The sequence below is a fragment of the Roseateles sp. P5_D6 genome, assembly GCF_054049415.1.
Genome location: NZ_JBFUMK010000020.1, coordinates 153,172 through 169,554, shown reverse-complemented (window position 1 = coordinate 169,554; position 16,383 = coordinate 153,172). Strand labels below are relative to the sequence as shown.

11 protein-coding genes are annotated in these 16,383 nt (G+C 65.9%); 1 reads left to right on the top strand and 10 read right to left on the bottom strand.

From position 1 onward, the window contains the following. Positions 1 to 26: 26 nt before the first annotated feature. The 9 genes from ACXJKM_RS23305 to ACXJKM_RS23265 form a co-directional block, all read right to left on the bottom strand. Positions 27 to 1,835, bottom strand: a complete 1,809-nt coding sequence (locus ACXJKM_RS23305; protein ID WP_457355543.1) for a response regulator — start codon at positions 1,833 to 1,835, stop codon at positions 27 to 29. Beyond that, entirely contained in the window at positions 1,832 to 4,765 is a 2,934-nt protein-coding gene (locus ACXJKM_RS23300; protein WP_457355541.1) for a sensor histidine kinase, read from the bottom strand. The genes ACXJKM_RS23305 and ACXJKM_RS23300 overlap by 4 nt, the downstream gene beginning before the upstream one ends. A gap of 369 nt (positions 4,766 to 5,134) precedes the next feature. Beyond that, positions 5,135 to 6,478 (bottom strand): C4-dicarboxylate transporter DctA, encoded by a 1,344-nt coding sequence (dctA, locus tag ACXJKM_RS23295; RefSeq protein ID WP_457355539.1) that lies wholly within the window; start codon positions 6,476 to 6,478, stop codon positions 5,135 to 5,137. A 55-nt stretch (positions 6,479 to 6,533) separates the two neighbouring features. Then, entirely contained in the window at positions 6,534 to 7,880 is a 1,347-nt protein-coding gene (locus ACXJKM_RS23290) for a class-II fumarase/aspartase family protein (protein WP_457355537.1), read from the bottom strand. 27 nt (positions 7,881 to 7,907) lie between these two features. Beyond that, positions 7,908 to 8,723: an HpcH/HpaI aldolase/citrate lyase family protein gene (locus ACXJKM_RS23285; RefSeq protein ID WP_457355535.1), complete on the bottom strand. Its 816-nt coding sequence runs from the start codon at positions 8,721 to 8,723 to the stop codon at positions 7,908 to 7,910. A 1-nt stretch (position 8,724) separates the two neighbouring features. Further along, entirely contained in the window at positions 8,725 to 9,903 is a 1,179-nt protein-coding gene (locus ACXJKM_RS23280) for a CaiB/BaiF CoA transferase family protein (protein WP_457355533.1), read from the bottom strand. A 10-nt stretch (positions 9,904 to 9,913) separates the two neighbouring features. Next, a complete protein-coding gene (locus tag ACXJKM_RS23275) occupies positions 9,914 to 10,762 on the bottom strand; it encodes an FAS1-like dehydratase domain-containing protein (RefSeq protein WP_457355531.1) in 849 nt (282 codons plus the stop codon). 14 nt (positions 10,763 to 10,776) lie between these two features. After that, the gene (locus tag ACXJKM_RS23270; RefSeq protein ID WP_457355529.1) at positions 10,777 to 11,832 is read right to left on the bottom strand and encodes a porin; all 1,056 of its coding nucleotides are present in this window, start codon (positions 11,830 to 11,832) and stop codon (positions 10,777 to 10,779) included. A gap of 58 nt (positions 11,833 to 11,890) precedes the next feature. Further along, positions 11,891 to 13,945, bottom strand: coding sequence for a 4-oxalomesaconate tautomerase (locus tag ACXJKM_RS23265; protein WP_457355581.1), 2,055 nt, complete (start codon positions 13,943 to 13,945; stop codon positions 11,891 to 11,893). Between the two features lie 142 nt (positions 13,946 to 14,087). On the opposite strand from ACXJKM_RS23265, the gene ACXJKM_RS23260 reads away from it, so the two are divergent. Then, positions 14,088 to 15,023 (top strand): LysR family transcriptional regulator, encoded by a 936-nt coding sequence (locus tag ACXJKM_RS23260; RefSeq protein WP_457355527.1) that lies wholly within the window; start codon positions 14,088 to 14,090, stop codon positions 15,021 to 15,023. Here ACXJKM_RS23260 and ACXJKM_RS23255 read toward each other — a convergent pair. Beyond that, positions 14,985 to 16,382 carry an MFS transporter gene (locus ACXJKM_RS23255; protein WP_457355525.1) on the bottom strand — a complete coding sequence of 466 codons (1,398 nt, stop codon included), beginning with the start codon at positions 16,380 to 16,382 and terminating at the stop codon, positions 14,985 to 14,987. The two genes, ACXJKM_RS23260 and ACXJKM_RS23255, sit on opposite strands and share 39 nt — an antisense overlap. Between the last annotated feature and the right edge of the window lies 1 nt (position 16,383).

The window sequence follows — 16,383 nt, the reverse complement described above, 5'->3', positions numbered from 1 at the left end:
CCCGCCCGGACCATGCCGCCGCTCAATCAGTCAGCGCCTGCCGTGGGCGGCCATTGCAGGCCGAGCTGCTCTCCGATATGGGCCCGCAGCGCTTCCAGGGACACAGGCTTGGTCAGGAACACGTTGACGCCGGCCTGCAGGCAGGCGGCACGGTGCTCGGCGGTGGCCGAGGCCGAGACCGCGATCACAGGCACGGTGGCCAGATCGGCCTCCCGCCGCAGTCGGCGCGTGGCTTCCACGCCGCCGACAGACGGCATCACGCTGTCCATCAAGATCAGGTCCGGCCGGAAGCTCCTCGCCGCTGCCAGCAGTTCGCTGCCATCGCTGGCCTGCGCCACTTCGAATCCGGCGTTGGTGAGGAAATCGCACATCAGCGTGCGGTTCGCCGCCACGTCGTCGACCACCAGCACGCGTCGCGGCGGCCCCGTGTAGCGCGCCACGCCGGGCATCCTGCGAGGCGCGGCCTCCGCCGGCTGCGCTATTGGCAACGGCAGCTCCACGCGGAATCGGGAGCCGCGCCCGAACTCACTGCTCACCTGCACTTGTCCGCCCATGTCGTTCACCAACGCGCGGGTGATCGCGAGCCCCAGCCCCGTGCCAGCACTGCGGTGCTGCACGTCGCCCACCTGCTCAAAGGGCTTGAAGATGCGCTCCATGTCGTCGGGGCGCATGCCGACACCGGTGTCCTCGATATCCAGCCGCAGCAACACCTGCCCGGGGCCAGTCGGCTCGGCACGGGCGCGCAGCGCGACCGTGCCGTGGTCGGTGAACTTGATCGCATTGCCCAGCAGGTTCAGCAGCACCTGGCGCAACCGGCGCTCGTCGGCCAGCACGGCCTCGGGCAAGCCCTCACCGGCCTCGAACACGAAGGCCAGACGCTTCTCGTCTGCCTTCACCCGCATGAGGTTCACGACCGTCTGCAGCAGGCCGGTCAGGTGTACCGGCTCCGGGTTCAGGTCCGTGCGGCCGGCCTCGATGCGCGCCAGGTCGAGGATGTCGTTGATCAGCGCCAGCAGGTGTTGCCCGCTCTGGTGGATGGTGTCCAGGCCGCGCGCCTGGCGCGCGCTCAGGCCGCCCTCCATGGTCAGCAGTTGCGCGTAGCCGAGGACGGCATTCAGCGGTGTGCGCAGCTCGTGGCTCATGCCGGCGAGGAACTCGCTCTTCGCTCGGTTGGCCGCTTCGGCTGCGTGCCGGGCGGCGCGCTCGGTCTGGAGCATCCCGCGCTCGAGTTCGATCGTCGCGGCATGCGCGCGATCCCGGGCATCCAGCTTCGACAGGGTGCTTCGCACCTGGCTTTCGACCGCCTCCTCGCTGAGCGCGAGCACCCTGGCGATCTCGGTGTAGGCGTTCCCCTGAGCGATGAATCGCAGGACGCTGATCTCCGCCGGCGTGAGGTTGTCGTCGATGATCTGCTCGGCCAGTTCAAATGACCCTTCCGACGGAAGCGCGTGGCGGCCGGCGTGCACGGCGCGGATGGCGTCGAGCAGCTCCTTGTGCAAGGCGTTCTTCAGAAGGTAGCCGCGCGCGCCGGCTTGCAAGGCGCGCTGCGCCTGAGCGTCGCCGGCGTAGGTGGTGAGCACGATGATCCGGGCTTCGGGAAACTCGGCCCGGATCGCGCCGATCGCGTCGAGCCCGCTCATGCCGGGCATCTGCAAGTCCATCAGCGTGACGTCCGGGCGGTGCGCGCGGAATTGCTGAATCGCTTCGCGKCCGTTCGCTGCTTCCGCCACSAGGGCCATGTCCGGCTCCACRGAWAGCAGCATCGCGATGCCTTGCCGCACGATCGGGTGATCGTCGACGCAGAGAACCTGGATGCGGGTCAGATCTTCGGTCATTCGCCGACCTCGCTGGGTGCGAACTTCTTGTGGAGGAACCATGATCGAGCCGGTACTGGCCGACTGTACGCCTGCGAGCTGGGCGCACTGAATACCACTTCCGTTCCGGTCCCCGGGCCGCTGCGAACCGCCAGCTTGCCGCCGACGAGCTCGGCGCGCTCTCGCATGCCGCTCAACCCGAAGTGCCCTTGTTTTTCGCCCGCGTGCAGCACTTCCGGGTCGATCCCCTTGCCGTCGTCGCGAACCCGTACGCACAGCTGCCGCTCGTCGTAGCCAATCTCGACCTGGATCTGCTTTGCATCAGCGTGGTGGAAGGCGTTGCGCAGCGCCTCGCCGGCGATGCGGAAGGTCTCGTCGCGCACCAGCGGATGCAGAGCTTGCGGCGTTCCCTGCACTTCGACATGCGCCGATGCCGCGTGACCGCTCTCGTTCGCCAGATCCTCGGCGAGCGCCCGCAAGGCGTCCGCCAGGTTGTTGGTCTCCAGCGCCGAGGTCCGCAAGCCCTGCACGGTGTCGCGGCCCTCCGTGATCGCCTCGGCTGCATGGTCGATGGCGCCCGCAAGGATCTGCCTCGACTCGCGCGGGCGATCAGGCAGCAGGTTGAGCGCGGCCTGGAACTGCAGCAGCAGCCCGTGRAAACGYTGCARCAGSGTGTCGTGCAGGTCGCGRGCRATGCGCGTGCGYTCGGCRAYWCGCGCMTCCAGCGTCGCYTCSAACTGCCGATGCAGCCGCCGGATGCGCATGTGCAGCCGGAGTTGGAAAGCGCTCCATGCCAGGCCGATGAGCAGGACGGCGCCGGCCAGGCGGAACCAGGTGGTTTGGTAGAAGGCCGGTGGAATGGCGAACTCGAGCTGCGCGCCTTCCTCGTTCCACACGCCGCTGTTGTTGGACGCCTTCACGCGGAAGCGATAGTTGCCGGGCGGCAGATTGGTATAGGTGGCCTGGCGCCTGTCGATGGCCTCCTGCCAATCGTGGTCGTGCCCCTCCAGCCTGTAGCGAAAGCGCGTGCTCTTCGGGTCGACCAGGCTCAGCGCGGTGAACTCGATCGTCATGTCGCGGACCAGCGGGGGCAGACGAAGGCCGTTCTCGACCGCATAGGGCTTGTGGTCGGCGAGCAGAGCTTCGATGTGAACCGGCGGCGGCAGCGGGTTGAAGGGCAGGTGGTCGGGGGCGATCACCTGGACGTCTGCGCCCGACACAAACCAGAGCTTGCCGTCCGGCCCTTTCGCCACGGGAGGGTTGAAGTAGGCCGGCGTGAGCGCCAGCAGCGGCACGCCATCCGCGGCCCCCCAGACCTTCGTGGCGACCCGGCGGCTCGGGTCGGCGATCCAGGCAGCCAGGTCATCACGCAGAACCCGCACGAGCCCGCAGGACGCATACATCCACAGCGACCCATCGTCGTCCAGCGTCGACCAGTGCACCGTGTTGCAGGGCAGGCCGTTGCCGACCGTGAGCGTGGCGACGCGGCCATCCTTGATCCGACTGAGGCCCCCCTCTTCGGTGGCAGCCCAGACCGCTCCTTCGGCATCGAGCCGGAGACCGGCGACGTGGCCCGCGCCCAGCCCTTTGGCGGGCGTGTAGGCGGCCTGGACCTTGCCGTCCTTGAAATACAACACCCCACCGTCCTGCCAGAAGGACAGCCACAAGCCACCTCGGTCGGCGACGACGACCTTGGCCTGTTGCCGGCGACCGAGCGCGGCCCACGGGATGTTCTCGGCGAATCGGCCCTTATGCAGCCGTGCAAGGCCATCGTTGCCTGAAAGCCAGAGGTCGCCCGCCCCGTCCCCCGTGATGGAATAGATCTCTTTGCTGGGCACACCGCTGACGGCGACGAAGCGGTCGTTCGCAAAGTAGGCGAGGCCACGGCCCGTGCTCACCCAGAGTCGCCCCTCGGCGTCCTGGTGCAGGGACTGCACCCTGGCGTCGGGCAGGCCGTCGCGTTCCCTGTAGACGGTCGGTCTCGCGCCCTTCCATCGGGCCAGTCCATCGCCGGTTGCCACCCAGACGCTGCCGTCCGTCGTGGCCAGCACAGACTTCGTGCCGTCATTGGGCAGCCCTTGTTGCAAGGAGAGGGTGGTGACAGGCAGCTTTCGGAAGCGGTCTATTCCCTTCTCGCTGCCGAACCAGATGTTGCCCTCGCGGTCTTGGAAGAGACTGCAGGCGATGTTCCCGGAGAGGCCGTCTGCCCGGGTGAACGCGTCGGCCTGCCCCTCCTGCAAATGGAGGATCCCGTGGCCTTCGGTTCCGATCCAGAGCCCGCCATCGCGGTCCCGCAACAACTTGTTGGCCTTGACGTCGCGGTCAGCTAGCCATTCATCGGGCTTGGCAGCGCTTCGCATCGGAGCAGGCACCAACCTGTCGCCGTCGATGCGCTGGATTCCTGCGCCACGGATGCCAATCAGGAGCTGTCCATCGGCGGTCGTGCTCAGGTCGCCCACTCGCGCGCCTGGCGTCTCGAATCGTTGCGGCGTCCCGGGCTTCCATCGCCAGAGGCCCGAGTCCGCACCCACCCACAGCGCCCCGGATTTGTCTTCGGCCAGGCTCCAGACGAACTGGCCAAACCCGCCTTCGGGCATGGAACATTGGGCCTGACCTGCGCGGATGGCGCACAGCCGTCCCTGTTCGCCCAGCAGGCCGGCCCAGACCGTTCCGTCGCGGTCCTCGAACAACGACGTCACGAACCCGTTGGGGATCTGCGGATAACGGGTCAGCTCGATGCCATTCCAGCTGACCAGGCCATTGAAGGTGCCAATCCAGAGCGTGCCATCGCGGGAAACCAGCAGGGCGTAGGGATTGCTTGGCAGCGACTGGCCTCTCGGTGGTTGCCAGGGAACGAACCGAAGGCCGTCGAAGCGAAACATGCCAAATGACCCACCGACCCAGAGATAGCCGTCGGGGGTTTGTGCCATCGCAAAGACGAGGCCCAGCAAGGCGCCGTCCCGAGCAGTCCACGAGGTGTGCGCGTACTGGGATACCTGCAGGGGAGGATCGAGCGCGAGGGCAGGGGATGGCGAGGTGAGCAGAGCCGAAGCCAGGAGCAGACCCGGCAGGAGGTGTCTCTGACTCTGGCCTTCCAGTTGCCCCACTGAATTCCTTTGCCTTCGCTTGCCGCTGGCAGCAAGTGAGCAGCGTATCGCGAAAGGCCCGTTACCGGGAGCTTCAGAACTTCATTGCCTACTGGACGCAGGTTCGGCAAGGGCTTCGTGGGGCGTGGCCGGCGGCTCGGAGCCCTGGGACGGTGTGCCATCGTCCCGGTCGATCGGATGGCGGACGGGAGGGGCGCGGTGCCCGACAAGCGTTCAGTGGGCCTGCACTGCCTGAACCACGGGCGCGGGTTGAGCGACCGGAATCTCCCTTTCGGTTTCTTCTTCGAGCTCGACCTGAACAAAACCGATCGCCAATTCACGCGTCAGGACCTCGCGATCGCATGCCCTCTCCCAGATGGATACGACGACGCAGGCCACCGCATTGCTCATCGTGCTCGTCAGAGCCCGCGCTTCGGACATGAAGCGGTCGATCCCGACCAGCAGAGCCACGCCTGCAACGGGCAGGTCAGGCATGACGGTCAACGTGGCGACCAAGGCGACGAACCCACTGCCGGTCACGCCAGCCGCACCCTTCGATGTCAGCAACATCAGCCCCAACATCGCACCGATCTGTCCCCAGCTCAAATGGATGTCGCAGGCTTGCGCAATGAACATCGACGCCAGCGTCAGGTAGATGGCGGTGCCGTCCAGGTTGAAGGAATATCCCGTGGGCAGCACCAGACCGACCACGCCCTTCTTGCATCCCAGCCGCTCCAACTTCATCAGGAGCCGGGGAAGCACGGGTTCGCTGGATGAGGTGCCCAGAACGACCAGCAGTTCCTCCCGGATGTAGCGGAGCAGCTGCCAGAGCTTGAACCCGTGCGCACGGGCGAGCAGGCCCAACACAACCACGACGAAGAAGACGCAGGCGACGTAGAAGGTGCCAATCAGCATGCCGAGGGAGCCGATGGACTTGATGCCGTACCTGCCGACGGTGAACGACATCGCACCGAATGCACCCAGCGGGGCCAACCGCATGACGAAACCGAACGCAGCGAAGAGCATGTGCGAGAAGCTGTCGATGCTGTACAGCACGACGTGCCCCCCACGGCCGATGCGCGTGAGTCCGAAGCCGCACAGCACGGCCAGCAGCAGCACCGGCAGGACCTCGCCCTCGGCAAACGCACCGAAGAAAGAGGTGGGAATGATGTGGAGAACGAACTCGACAAATCCGCTCGGCGGCACCTTGCTCGTGTATTTGGCGACCACCGCTGCATCCAAGTGGGTGGGGTCGACGTGCATGCCCGCGCCAGGCTGCATGACGGATACCGCGACCAGGCCCGTGAACAGCGCGATGACCGTCAGCGCATAGAACAGGCCCATGGCCTTGATCAGCGTCTTGCCAATCTCCTTGGACTCTCCCAACGACGTGATGCCACTGACGATCGTGCAGAACACGATGGGGGCGATCATCATCTTGACGAGCTTGACGAACCCGTCGCCGAGGGGTTTGAGGGAAGCGCCGAATTCCGGCCAGTAGTGACCAACCGTGATGCCCACCACCAGCCCGATGAGGACTTGAACGTAGAGCATCTTGAGAAGCTTGGGAACTTGCATCGCTTGTCTCCGAATTTATGAAACGCGTACTGCGCCGTCGGTCTTGGCCGACTCTTCAGCGCAGGGTGGCCAGCACGCGGTCGACCATCACGCCGGACTGCCCGAGGTAGTTGTTGGGGTCGCACAAGACGGCCAACGCATCTCGATCAAGATGTTTGTTGATCTGCGGGTGCTCGCAGAGCAGGTCGAGCAGCGGCCGCTGCTGCCTCACAGCGTGACGGCAGATGTCGTAGACCAGGTCGTGCGCGAATTCGCGACCGATGTACGGGCCCAAACCCATCATGACGGCCTCGCTCATGACCAGGCCGTGCGTCATGTCGATGTTGCGGCGCATGGCGKCCGGGTCCACCTCCAGCCCTTCCAGCACGAAGCGCGACTGCTTCAGCGCGCCAGCCATCAGGCAAAAGGCTTCGGGCAGCACGATCCACTCGATCTCCCACGGCCCGGTGCTGCGTTCGTGATCCGCGACCATGGCGTCCATGAGTGCGGCGGCATGTTGGCGCACCACCGAAATCGCCGCATGGATGTAGCAGCTGGAGATGGGGTTGCGCTTCTGCGGCATCGTGCTGCTGGAGCCGCGGCCGTGGGCATAAGGCTCGAACACCTCGCCCACTTCGGTCTGCATCATCAGCTTCACGTCCATGCTGAGCTTGCCCAGCGTGCCGCCGACCAGGCCCAGGAAGGYGCCTACCTCGGCGATGTTGTCGCGGATGGTGTGCCAGGCGATCASSGGCTGSCYCARSCCCAGCTCRGCGCACAGGCCGGCCTGGGTCTCCATCGCRTSGGTCTGTAGSGAYGCCARSGTGCCTGCCGCGCCGGCGAACTCRCCGACSAGCACGCGCGGCCGCAGCTGGGCCAGTCGTTCACGGTGCCGCTCAATGGCCGACAGCAGGCCAGCCATCTTGTAGCCGAAGGTGACGGGAATCGCCTGCTGCAGGTTGCTGCGCCCGATCATCGGCGTCAGGCGATGTTCGCGGCACAGCTTGGCCAGCGCCGCCGAGATCGCCGTCAGCTCATCGTCGACGAGCTGAAGCGCCTCGCGGATCTGGAGCACGGTGGCGGTGTCCGTGATGTCTTGCGTCGTCGCGCCCCAGTGGCAGAACTCACCCAGCTTGTCGCGGCACAGCAGGTTCAGCTGGGAGACGACGCCCAGGATCGGATAGCCGATTCGTTCGGTCTGCAGGCGCAGCTTGGCCATGTCGATCTGGTCGAGGTGGCAGTGGCTGACGATCTCGTCGGCCGCCTCCTGCGGAATCAGGCCGAGCCGCCCTTGCACCTTGGCAAGTGCCGCTTCGATGTCGAGGTACTTCTGCGTTCGGTTCTCGTCGGACCACACGTGACGCATGGCTTCGGTGCCGAAGATGCCCTGGAAGATGACGGAGTCGATGAGGGTGGAAGCCATGGGGAGTGTCTCCAGTGGGGGTGAGGATCAGTGCCATGCGCGCTGCAGCAGCCGCTGCGCGCGCAGGACCACGGGGCGGTCGACCATGTGGCCGTCGAGCCGGGCGGCGCCGGGTGAAGCCGCGTCGGCCGCGAGCACCCGGCGAGCCCAATCGAGGTCCTGCGCACTTGGTGCGAGTGCGGCGTGAATGATGGCCACTTGCCTGGGATGGATGCAGAGCTTGGCTGTGAAGCCGAACCGACGCGCCCAGGCCAGCTCAGCCAGCAACCGCGCCTCGTCGTCGAGCTGTGTCGTGACGCCGGCCACCGGCCCGGCAATGCCGGCGCAACGGGATGCGAGCGCGAGACGGCTGGCGGAGAAAGCAAGGCCATCGGCCTGGTCGCTGATGTCGATGTCGAGGTCCAGCGCGAAGTCGAGCGTGCCGAACACAAGCCGTGAAACGCCGTCACAGCCGGCCAGCGCGTCTGCATTGGCCACGCCTCGCGCGGATTCGATCAGCGCCAGCACGTCGACGGCAGGCGCGTTGGCGCGCAGCTCCCGGACATGCTCGGGCGACTCGGCCTTGGCCAGCATGGCCCTGGGCAGCCTCGTGTCGCGCAGCAGCCGCAGGTCGTCGGCGAATTCGCCGCTCTCGGCGTCGTTGACGCGCAGGACGATCCTGTCCAGCTCGGCCGCCGTCCTCAGCCTTGTCCAGGTCGAGATTGCATCTCGCGCCGTCGGCTTGTCCTCCTGCGCCACGGCATCTTCCAGATCAAGCACGACGGCATCGGCGCCGCTGGCCAGGGCCTTGTCAAAGCGCTCGGGGCGATTGCCCGGAACGAAGAGGTAAGTGCGGGCCGGCATGTCAGACAGCCTCGGCCGCATGAAGCGCCCGGATCGCGTCGGTATCCATCCCCAGCTCCGTCAGGATGGCGTCGGTGTGCTCGCCTAAAGCGGGCACGGGGTCCATGCGAGGGCCCTCATCCCAGGAGCCGGGCGGCAACAGCGCGGGCACCGGCCCGGCGGACGTGCCGACCTCCCGCCAGCGCTTGCGCGCCTGCAACTGCGGATGCGCCCAGACGTCCGCCATCGTGTTGACGCGCGCATTGGCGATCTGAGCCTGCTCCAGGCGTTCAACCACCTGCGCCACCGTCAGCGCGCTGAAGGCGTCTACGATCAGGGCGCGCAAGGCGACCCGCTCTGCCACCCGTCTGGCGTTGCCGGTGAAGCGAGGGGCGGTCGCGAGGCCCGGCTGCAAAAGGACCTTCTCGCAGAAGTTGACCCACTCGCGCTCGTTCTGCAGACCCATCATCACCGTGCCTCCGTCGCCCGTGGGGAAGGGACCATAGGGATAGATGGTGGCGTGGCTGGCCCCCGTGCGCGGCGGTGGTGGTGCGCCTTCGAAGGCGTAGTAGAGCGGGTAGCTCGTCCACTCCGTCAGGCACTCCAGCATGGAGATGTCGATGTGCTGGCCTCGGCCGGTCTGGCTGCGTTGCATCAGCGCGGCGAGGATGTTGGTGTACGCGTACATGCCTGCCGCGATGTCTGCGATCGACGGGCCGGCCTTGCTGGGCTCGTCGGGCGTGCCGGTGACGGACACGAAGCCGGCTTCGCTCTGGATCAGCAGGTCGTAGGCCTTCTTGTCGCGATACGGGCCGTCGCCGCCATAGCCGGAGATGTCGCACACGATGATCCCGGGCTTGATGGCGGACAGGCGCTCATAACCCAGCCCGAGCCGCGCGGCGGCGCCGGGTGCGAGGTTCTGCACGACCACATCCGCCTTCTCAAGCACCAGTCGCTCCAGCACGCGCGCGGCCTCCGGATGCTTGACGTCGAGCGTCAGGCTTTCCTTGGAGCGGTTGGTCCAGACGAAGTGCGAGGCGAGGCCCCGCACACGGTTGTCGTAGCCACGCGCGAAATCGCCGCTGCCCGGGCGCTCGATCTTGATGATTCGCGCTCCGAGATCCGCAAGCTGGCGCGTCGCGAATGGCGCGGCGATGGCGTGCTCCAGCGTCACGACGGTCAGGCCTTTGAGGGGTTGCATGATTGGTGTCCTAACGCAGCGTTGCCGTGGCGTCCATCGTCAGCCAGCCGTCGTGGTCCATCGCCCAGAGGTGCACGGTCTTGCCGTCGTCCTGAAGCGCGCCATTGACGCGGAAGGCATTGAGGTCGAACGTCGGCCGCAAGGCCTTGAACTGGAAGGTCGCGACATCCGCGTCGGGAAGCTGGCGCCGCAGCAGATCCATCAGCAGCGTGGCGATGAGCGGGCCATGGACGATCAGGCCTGGATAGCCTTCGACCTCGGTGACGTACTTGCGGTCGTAGTGGATGCGATGCCCGTTGAAGGTCAGCGCCGAGTAGCGGAACAGCAGGACGTCGTCGGGCACGATCACGCGCTGCCAGGGCGCATCAACCTGAGCCGCCTGCGGGGGCGGCGCGACGTCATCGGCGCGTTGGGCCTCGCGGTAGACGATGTCGTGGAACTCGACCAGCGCCGGCTCGGCCGCGCCGTTGCAGCGCAGCTCGTGCCTCACCTTGACGAAGACCAGCGGGCCCGTGCGCCCATTCTTCGTCTTCACGTCGGCGATGGTCGAGGTGCGGCTGACGCGATCCCCCACGCGGACCGGCGAATGGAACTCGAACTGGCTGCCCGCCCACATCCGCCGCGGCAGCGGCACCGGCGGCATGAAGCCGCCTCGCCTGGCATGGCCGTCGGCGCCGATCTCAGACTGGCGATGCAGCGACAGGAAGTACAGCCAATGCCAGAGCGCAGGCAGGGCGGCACCCGGTTCGACCGGCGCCGAGGGGTAGTCCAGGGTGGCGGCCAAGGCCGCGACGGGTGTCGGGGTGATCGTGTCGTCGGCGGTCGCGGTGCGGCCGATCCATGCGGCGAGGTCGTCCATGTCGAATCCTCCGGTCAGAAGTTGTGGCGCAGGCCGACCTCGAGGCCCTTGGACGTGCCGCCGCCGGCCATGCCGGACGCGCCACCGGGGACCACATAGGTAGCTGCGCCCTTGTTGTTGATCACGGACAAGGTCGTGTAGGCGGCACTGCGCTTAGAGAGGTCGTACACATAGCCGACCGCCAACTGCTGGGCGTCGTTGGCGTCGATGGACACCGTGCCGACCTTTCCGGACAGGTTGGCGCGGTTCAGCGAAATCTTGACGGTGCCGCTACCGACCGGGATCCACGCACCCAGCAACAGGTTGGTCTGCTTGGCCGTTGCCTGCTTGAACTGGCGCAGGGCCGCGCTCAGCTGCACGGGGCCGAAGTCATAGCTGCCCGCAACGACCTGGTCACGGAACGCGTTGCCTCCGGTCAGGTTGTTCGTGCTGCGCGACGCGGCGGCCGAGACGGTGAAGCCTTTGCCGGTGTATCCCAATCGGCCCCCGGTGAACTTGTTCTTTCCGTCAGCGGTGGTCCCGCCCTCGCCGGCGGCGAGCATCACGCCGCCTTCCAGGCCGCCGAGGTCGCCTGGAAGGATGTACTGCACGGAGTCGCTCGACCGGACGGTGGTGTTGAGCCCCGACCCAAACGCTGACCGGATCGGCCCGTTCGGCGTGGCCGAGATGAAGTTGTTGGCGCCGCCCGCTCCCACATAGGCGAACGGGTCGAAGCGGTTCCAGTTGAGGTAGTTCGGCACGTAGTCGCGCCCCATCCGGAGCTCGCCCCAGTCCTTGCTGATGAGATGCACGGTGGCGCGCCTGTCCCAGAACTGCGTGCTGGCGACTTGGGTGCCCGAATCGAGCTGGAAGCCATGCTCCAGGTGGAACCCTGCGGAGAGGTTTCCGCCGAGGCTCTCGACACCGCGAACGATGAGCTTGCTGGTCGAGTTCGATCCGCTGACCAGCGAGCTCACTGACCCTCGCCCCTCGTTGGACACATAACGCGCGGCGGCGTCGGCGACACCGGCAAGCGTCACGCCTTGCGACCAAGCGGTCGATGCCGAGCAGGCGACGAGGCCTGCGATCACGATTCTTGAATGCTTCATTTTCTGTCTCCGGTTTGTTCTGGTTGATAGGGGCGAGGGCTCAGTCGGCTTTCAACTTGGCCCGCTGCACGACGCTTTTCCACTTGGCGACTTCGCTCTTCACCAACGCACCGAAAGCCTCGGGCGTGCTGGTCTGGACATCGGCACCGTGGTCCTCGATGCGCTTGACGATTTCCTTGTCGGCCAGCACCTGGTTGAGCGCCTTGTTGATCTTGTCGACGACGGCCTTTGGCGTCTTGGCCGGGGCGAAGATGCCGTACCACTGCATGACATCGACGCCGTCAACGCCGGCCTCCTTGAGCGTCGGCACATCCGGCAAGGCGGCGACGCGCTTGGGACCGGCCACCGCCATGGCGCGCAGCTTTCCGTTCTTGACGAAGGGCAGCGCGGTGAACAGGCTCGGGAACATGAACTGGGTCTGTCCGGCGATGGTGTCCGTGATGGCCGGAGCTGAGCCCTTGTACGGGATGCCCGTCATGTGCACGCCGGCATTCAGCAGGAACAGCTCGGCCGCGAAATGCGGCGCCGTGCCATTGCCGGCGGAGGCATACGCGAAGGCGTCGGGCTTGGCCTTCAGCTGCGTGACCAGGTCCTTCACATCCTTGACCGGCGCGTCGACGGTCGAAACCATCAGCGTGGGTGAGTAGCCGACCAGACCGATGGGCTCGTAGTCGGCAACGGGGTCGTAACGCAGCTTCTGCAGCGCCGGATTCATCCCATGCGTGCCGATGTACCCGAACAGCAGCGTGTAGCCGTCGGGCGTTGCACGGGCGACGTACTCGCTGGCGATGGAGCCGGTGGCGCCGGCACGGTTGTCGATGATCATCGTCTGGCCGAGCAGCGGGCCCAGCTTTTGAGCGATGGTGCGGGCCATTGCATCGTTGCCGCCGCCGGCGGCCGTGGGCACGACGATCGTGATGGTTTTGGCAGGGTAGGGCGCGGCCGTCTGCGCCTGGCTGGCCGGTGTTGCGGCGACGAGAGCGCCGGCGATGAAAGGGGTGAGAAGCAGTTGCACTTCGTCGTCTCCGTTGTTGGATTCCAAGGGCTTCGAGAACACATAGCCAGGCACATGGAGGTCGCCCTGCATGATCTTTCTGGCGGTGCGGACCAATGCGGCGCGCGTCACGCGCGCGTCCTCACCGCAGCCGTCGATCTCAACGGCGACATTGATGCGACCCTGCGGATGCAGGACCACGACGTCATGGATTCGCGGTCGCATGGCAACGCCGCTGGCGACGGTGCCTGGCAGTGCGAACGCCGTGGCAACGCCGATGGCGCCGGTGACGGCGTGCGATGCATGGCAGCGCTTGGGCGTGAAGTAGCGCGAGGTGATGCTGTCCGGGCCATCGCCTGGGCTCACCAGAACCGGCTTCGGGATGACGCTGTTCGTCACGTCTCCCAGGCCCATGATTTCGCCCGCATGGCGGCGCAGCCGCTCGATGCGTTCCAGCAGGCCGGGATGCTCGTCAAGTTGAACCGGCGTCTCACGGCCGCTGACGCCGAGATCGGACGCCCGGATGATCATCAGCGGCATGGCGGCATCGATGCATGTCGCCGCGATGCCGTCGATGAGGTCGATGCGGCGCCCGGTCGGAAAGACCGCGCCCGTCACGGCGCCCCAGGCGTCCAGGAAGTTGAGATAGATCGGCGCCGCTGTGCCTGCAACGCCGTCGATGCGGGTATCGCCGTCGTAGCGAACGCAGCGCTCAGGGGTCTGGACGGTGACCTCGATGCGGGAGCGGGTGTTGACGTTGAACACACGGACGGTGGTCAGGCCGTCGTTTGCCGGAATCAAGCCCTGCTCGATGGCGAACGGGCCGACGCCCGACAGCATGTTTCCGCAGTTGGGACGGGTATCGACGGATTGCTGCCCGACGCCAACCTGCGCGAAGAGGTAGTCGACATCGCAGTCCGGTTGGGACGACCGCGACACGATCGCSACCTTGCTGGTCAGCGTGCTGCCGCCGCCSACGCCRTCSACCTGMARMAGATCGGATGCACCGATGGCACCGATCAGCGCCTGGTCACGCGCCAGGTCATCTTGTGGAAGCCACTCACGAAGGAAGAACGGACCGCGGGAGGTGCCGGCGCGCATGAGGACGCAAGGGAGGCGGATGGAAGACATGGCTGAATGATCTTCAGCAACAGATCGTCTGTGAATTGCATTGTTAGAATCGATTGATCCACAGGGCGCATCAATCTAGGGTGCCCGTTTCGGCCCGCCGAGAAGGAATTCCATGGCGCTGAACTTCGATCTGAACGATCTGCAGGCGTTTCGCGCCGTGGCCGAACTGGCCAACTTCCGCCAGGCGGCGGAGGCCGTGAACATCTCCCAGCCCGCCTTCAGCCGACGCATCGAGAAGCTGGAAGAAGCGCTGGGCGTCAAGCTCCTGGAGCGAACGACCCGGCGCGTCAGCCTGACCGCTGTGGGCCGGGACTTCGCGCGAAAGGTCCAGGTCATGCTCGATGACCTGGATGCCACGTTGCTCGGCATCAAAGGCATTGCCGCCACCCGCATGGGTGAGGTCACCATCGCCTGCGTTCCCTCGACGGTCTACTACTACCTCTCGCAAGTGATCCGGCGATACCGCGACCGCTATCCGAAGATTCGTGTGAAGGTGTTTGATGCGAGTGCGAACGAGGTGCTCGCGGCCGTGTCCCGCAACGAGGCTGACTTCGGGCTCAACTTCATCGGCAGCCAGGAACCAGAGATTGAGTTCCAACCCCTGCTTGAGGAGCGCTTTGTGGCGGCTTGCCGAAGAGACCATCCGCTGGCGAACAAACGCCGTGTGAGTTGGCTGGATCTTGCCGCGCACGACTTCATCACGGTGGGAAAGTCCTCGGGCAACCGGCTGCTGATTGATCAGGCGCTGGCCGGGGTTGTGGGCAGGCCCCAGAGCCTGTACGAGGCGCAACACGTGACCACGTTGCTGGGGTTGGTGGAGGCCGGGCTTGGTGTTGCTGCAGTGCCCTCGTTGGCGATGCCCGCGCGTGACCATCCCTTGCTGGTCAGCATCCCTCTCGATGGTCCAGAAGTGAAGCGCGTCGTCGGTCTTATCAAACGTCGGGGGCGAGGGCTGGCGCCCGCAGCACAGCAACTCTTCGACTTCTTTGCGGAGATCTCGCCGTCGACATCAGCTCCGTTGCTCAAGCGCAGACGTGCCAGGATTTGATGATTCAGGATGTTCGGTTGGCTCAGCGATTGTTGGACAGGCAGGTGTGCTGCGGCGGAACGGCATACGCAAGAGGCACACAACGCACAGCAGAGAGAAAACCGTTCCTGCAAGCAGCGTGTAGCGATAGTCGTGTTCGGACAGGTCGAGCATCGGCCCTTGGACGCTGCTGACCAGGATCGTGCCGAAGATCACCATCAGATCTTTGGTCGAGTTGAACTGCACGAATCTGTCGCGCGGGAAAAGCGCCATCGGCATTGATGCAGCAGCCGTGAACCATGCGCCGGAAATCACCACGTGGGCAAAGTAGAAGACGCGGAAGCTGGCGGCGTCCGACACCAAGGCGAAGCCGCCCGCCGAGATGGCGCAATACACCGTCATGATGGCTACCGAGACCCGCACCGCACCCAAGCGATCAGCCATCGATCCAATGGCAAAGGCCGACACGATGGACACCGCATAGCCGGCTGCCGTCAATGCGCCCAGCGTGGCCTTCTGGATACCGGCCGCGTGCGCGTAGTGCAGATAGAAGGTGTTGAAGGGACTGAAGGTGACGCTCGCCAGCACGAAGGCGGCGACGGCCCACCCATAGGAGCGATGGCGAAAGCAGGCCAGCACGTGGTCGAGGGGAAATCTCAGCCGGCGCTCCGTCTTGTCAGCGGGCGCGGTGTCGGGCGGCAAGGGTGTCTCCTTCAGCATCAACGCCATCGCGAGGATAGGCAGGCAGAAGAAGAGGCCGACGCCCATCAGAACCTCGCGCAGATGGTGGTCCGTGAGCGCGAAGATCCAGTTGTGATACGCGATGCCGATCGTCAGGCTGACGATTCGGAACACCGCAAAGAAGCGACCGAGCAGGCCCGCGGGTACAAGGTCATTGACGAGGCCGTTGAACAGCGAGAAAGCGCTGATGGCGGCGCAGTCGAATGCGGCCCAGAACAGGCTGAACAGCGCGAGTCGGCAGTTGTGCAGGCCGGGTGACCAGCCGCCCAGTGCAGCATCAAGCCAGCCCGCCAGCGTGGGTGAGGCTGCCAGGCCCGCCATGGCCACGAGGCCGGTGGGCGCTGCAACCATCAGAAAGGGCTTGCGCCTGCCAAGGCGGCTGCGGCAGCGGTCCGAGTGATAGCCGGCCAGGGGTACCAACAGCAAGCTCAAGGCGGCGGGCACCGTGGACAGCAGCAGCGAGATCGTCGTGTCAGACGCCGCGTGCCGGCGCAGCAGCTCCAGCGCGCTGGGCACGGCAGCGCGGTCGCGCATCGAGACGCCGAAATCGCCGCACAGCAGCCAGAGCAGCAGGGCGCCCAGCCCGACAAGGCTGAGCGGCACAGCCGCCCCAGCTCTCGCAGCCAGTGCGCGATTCATG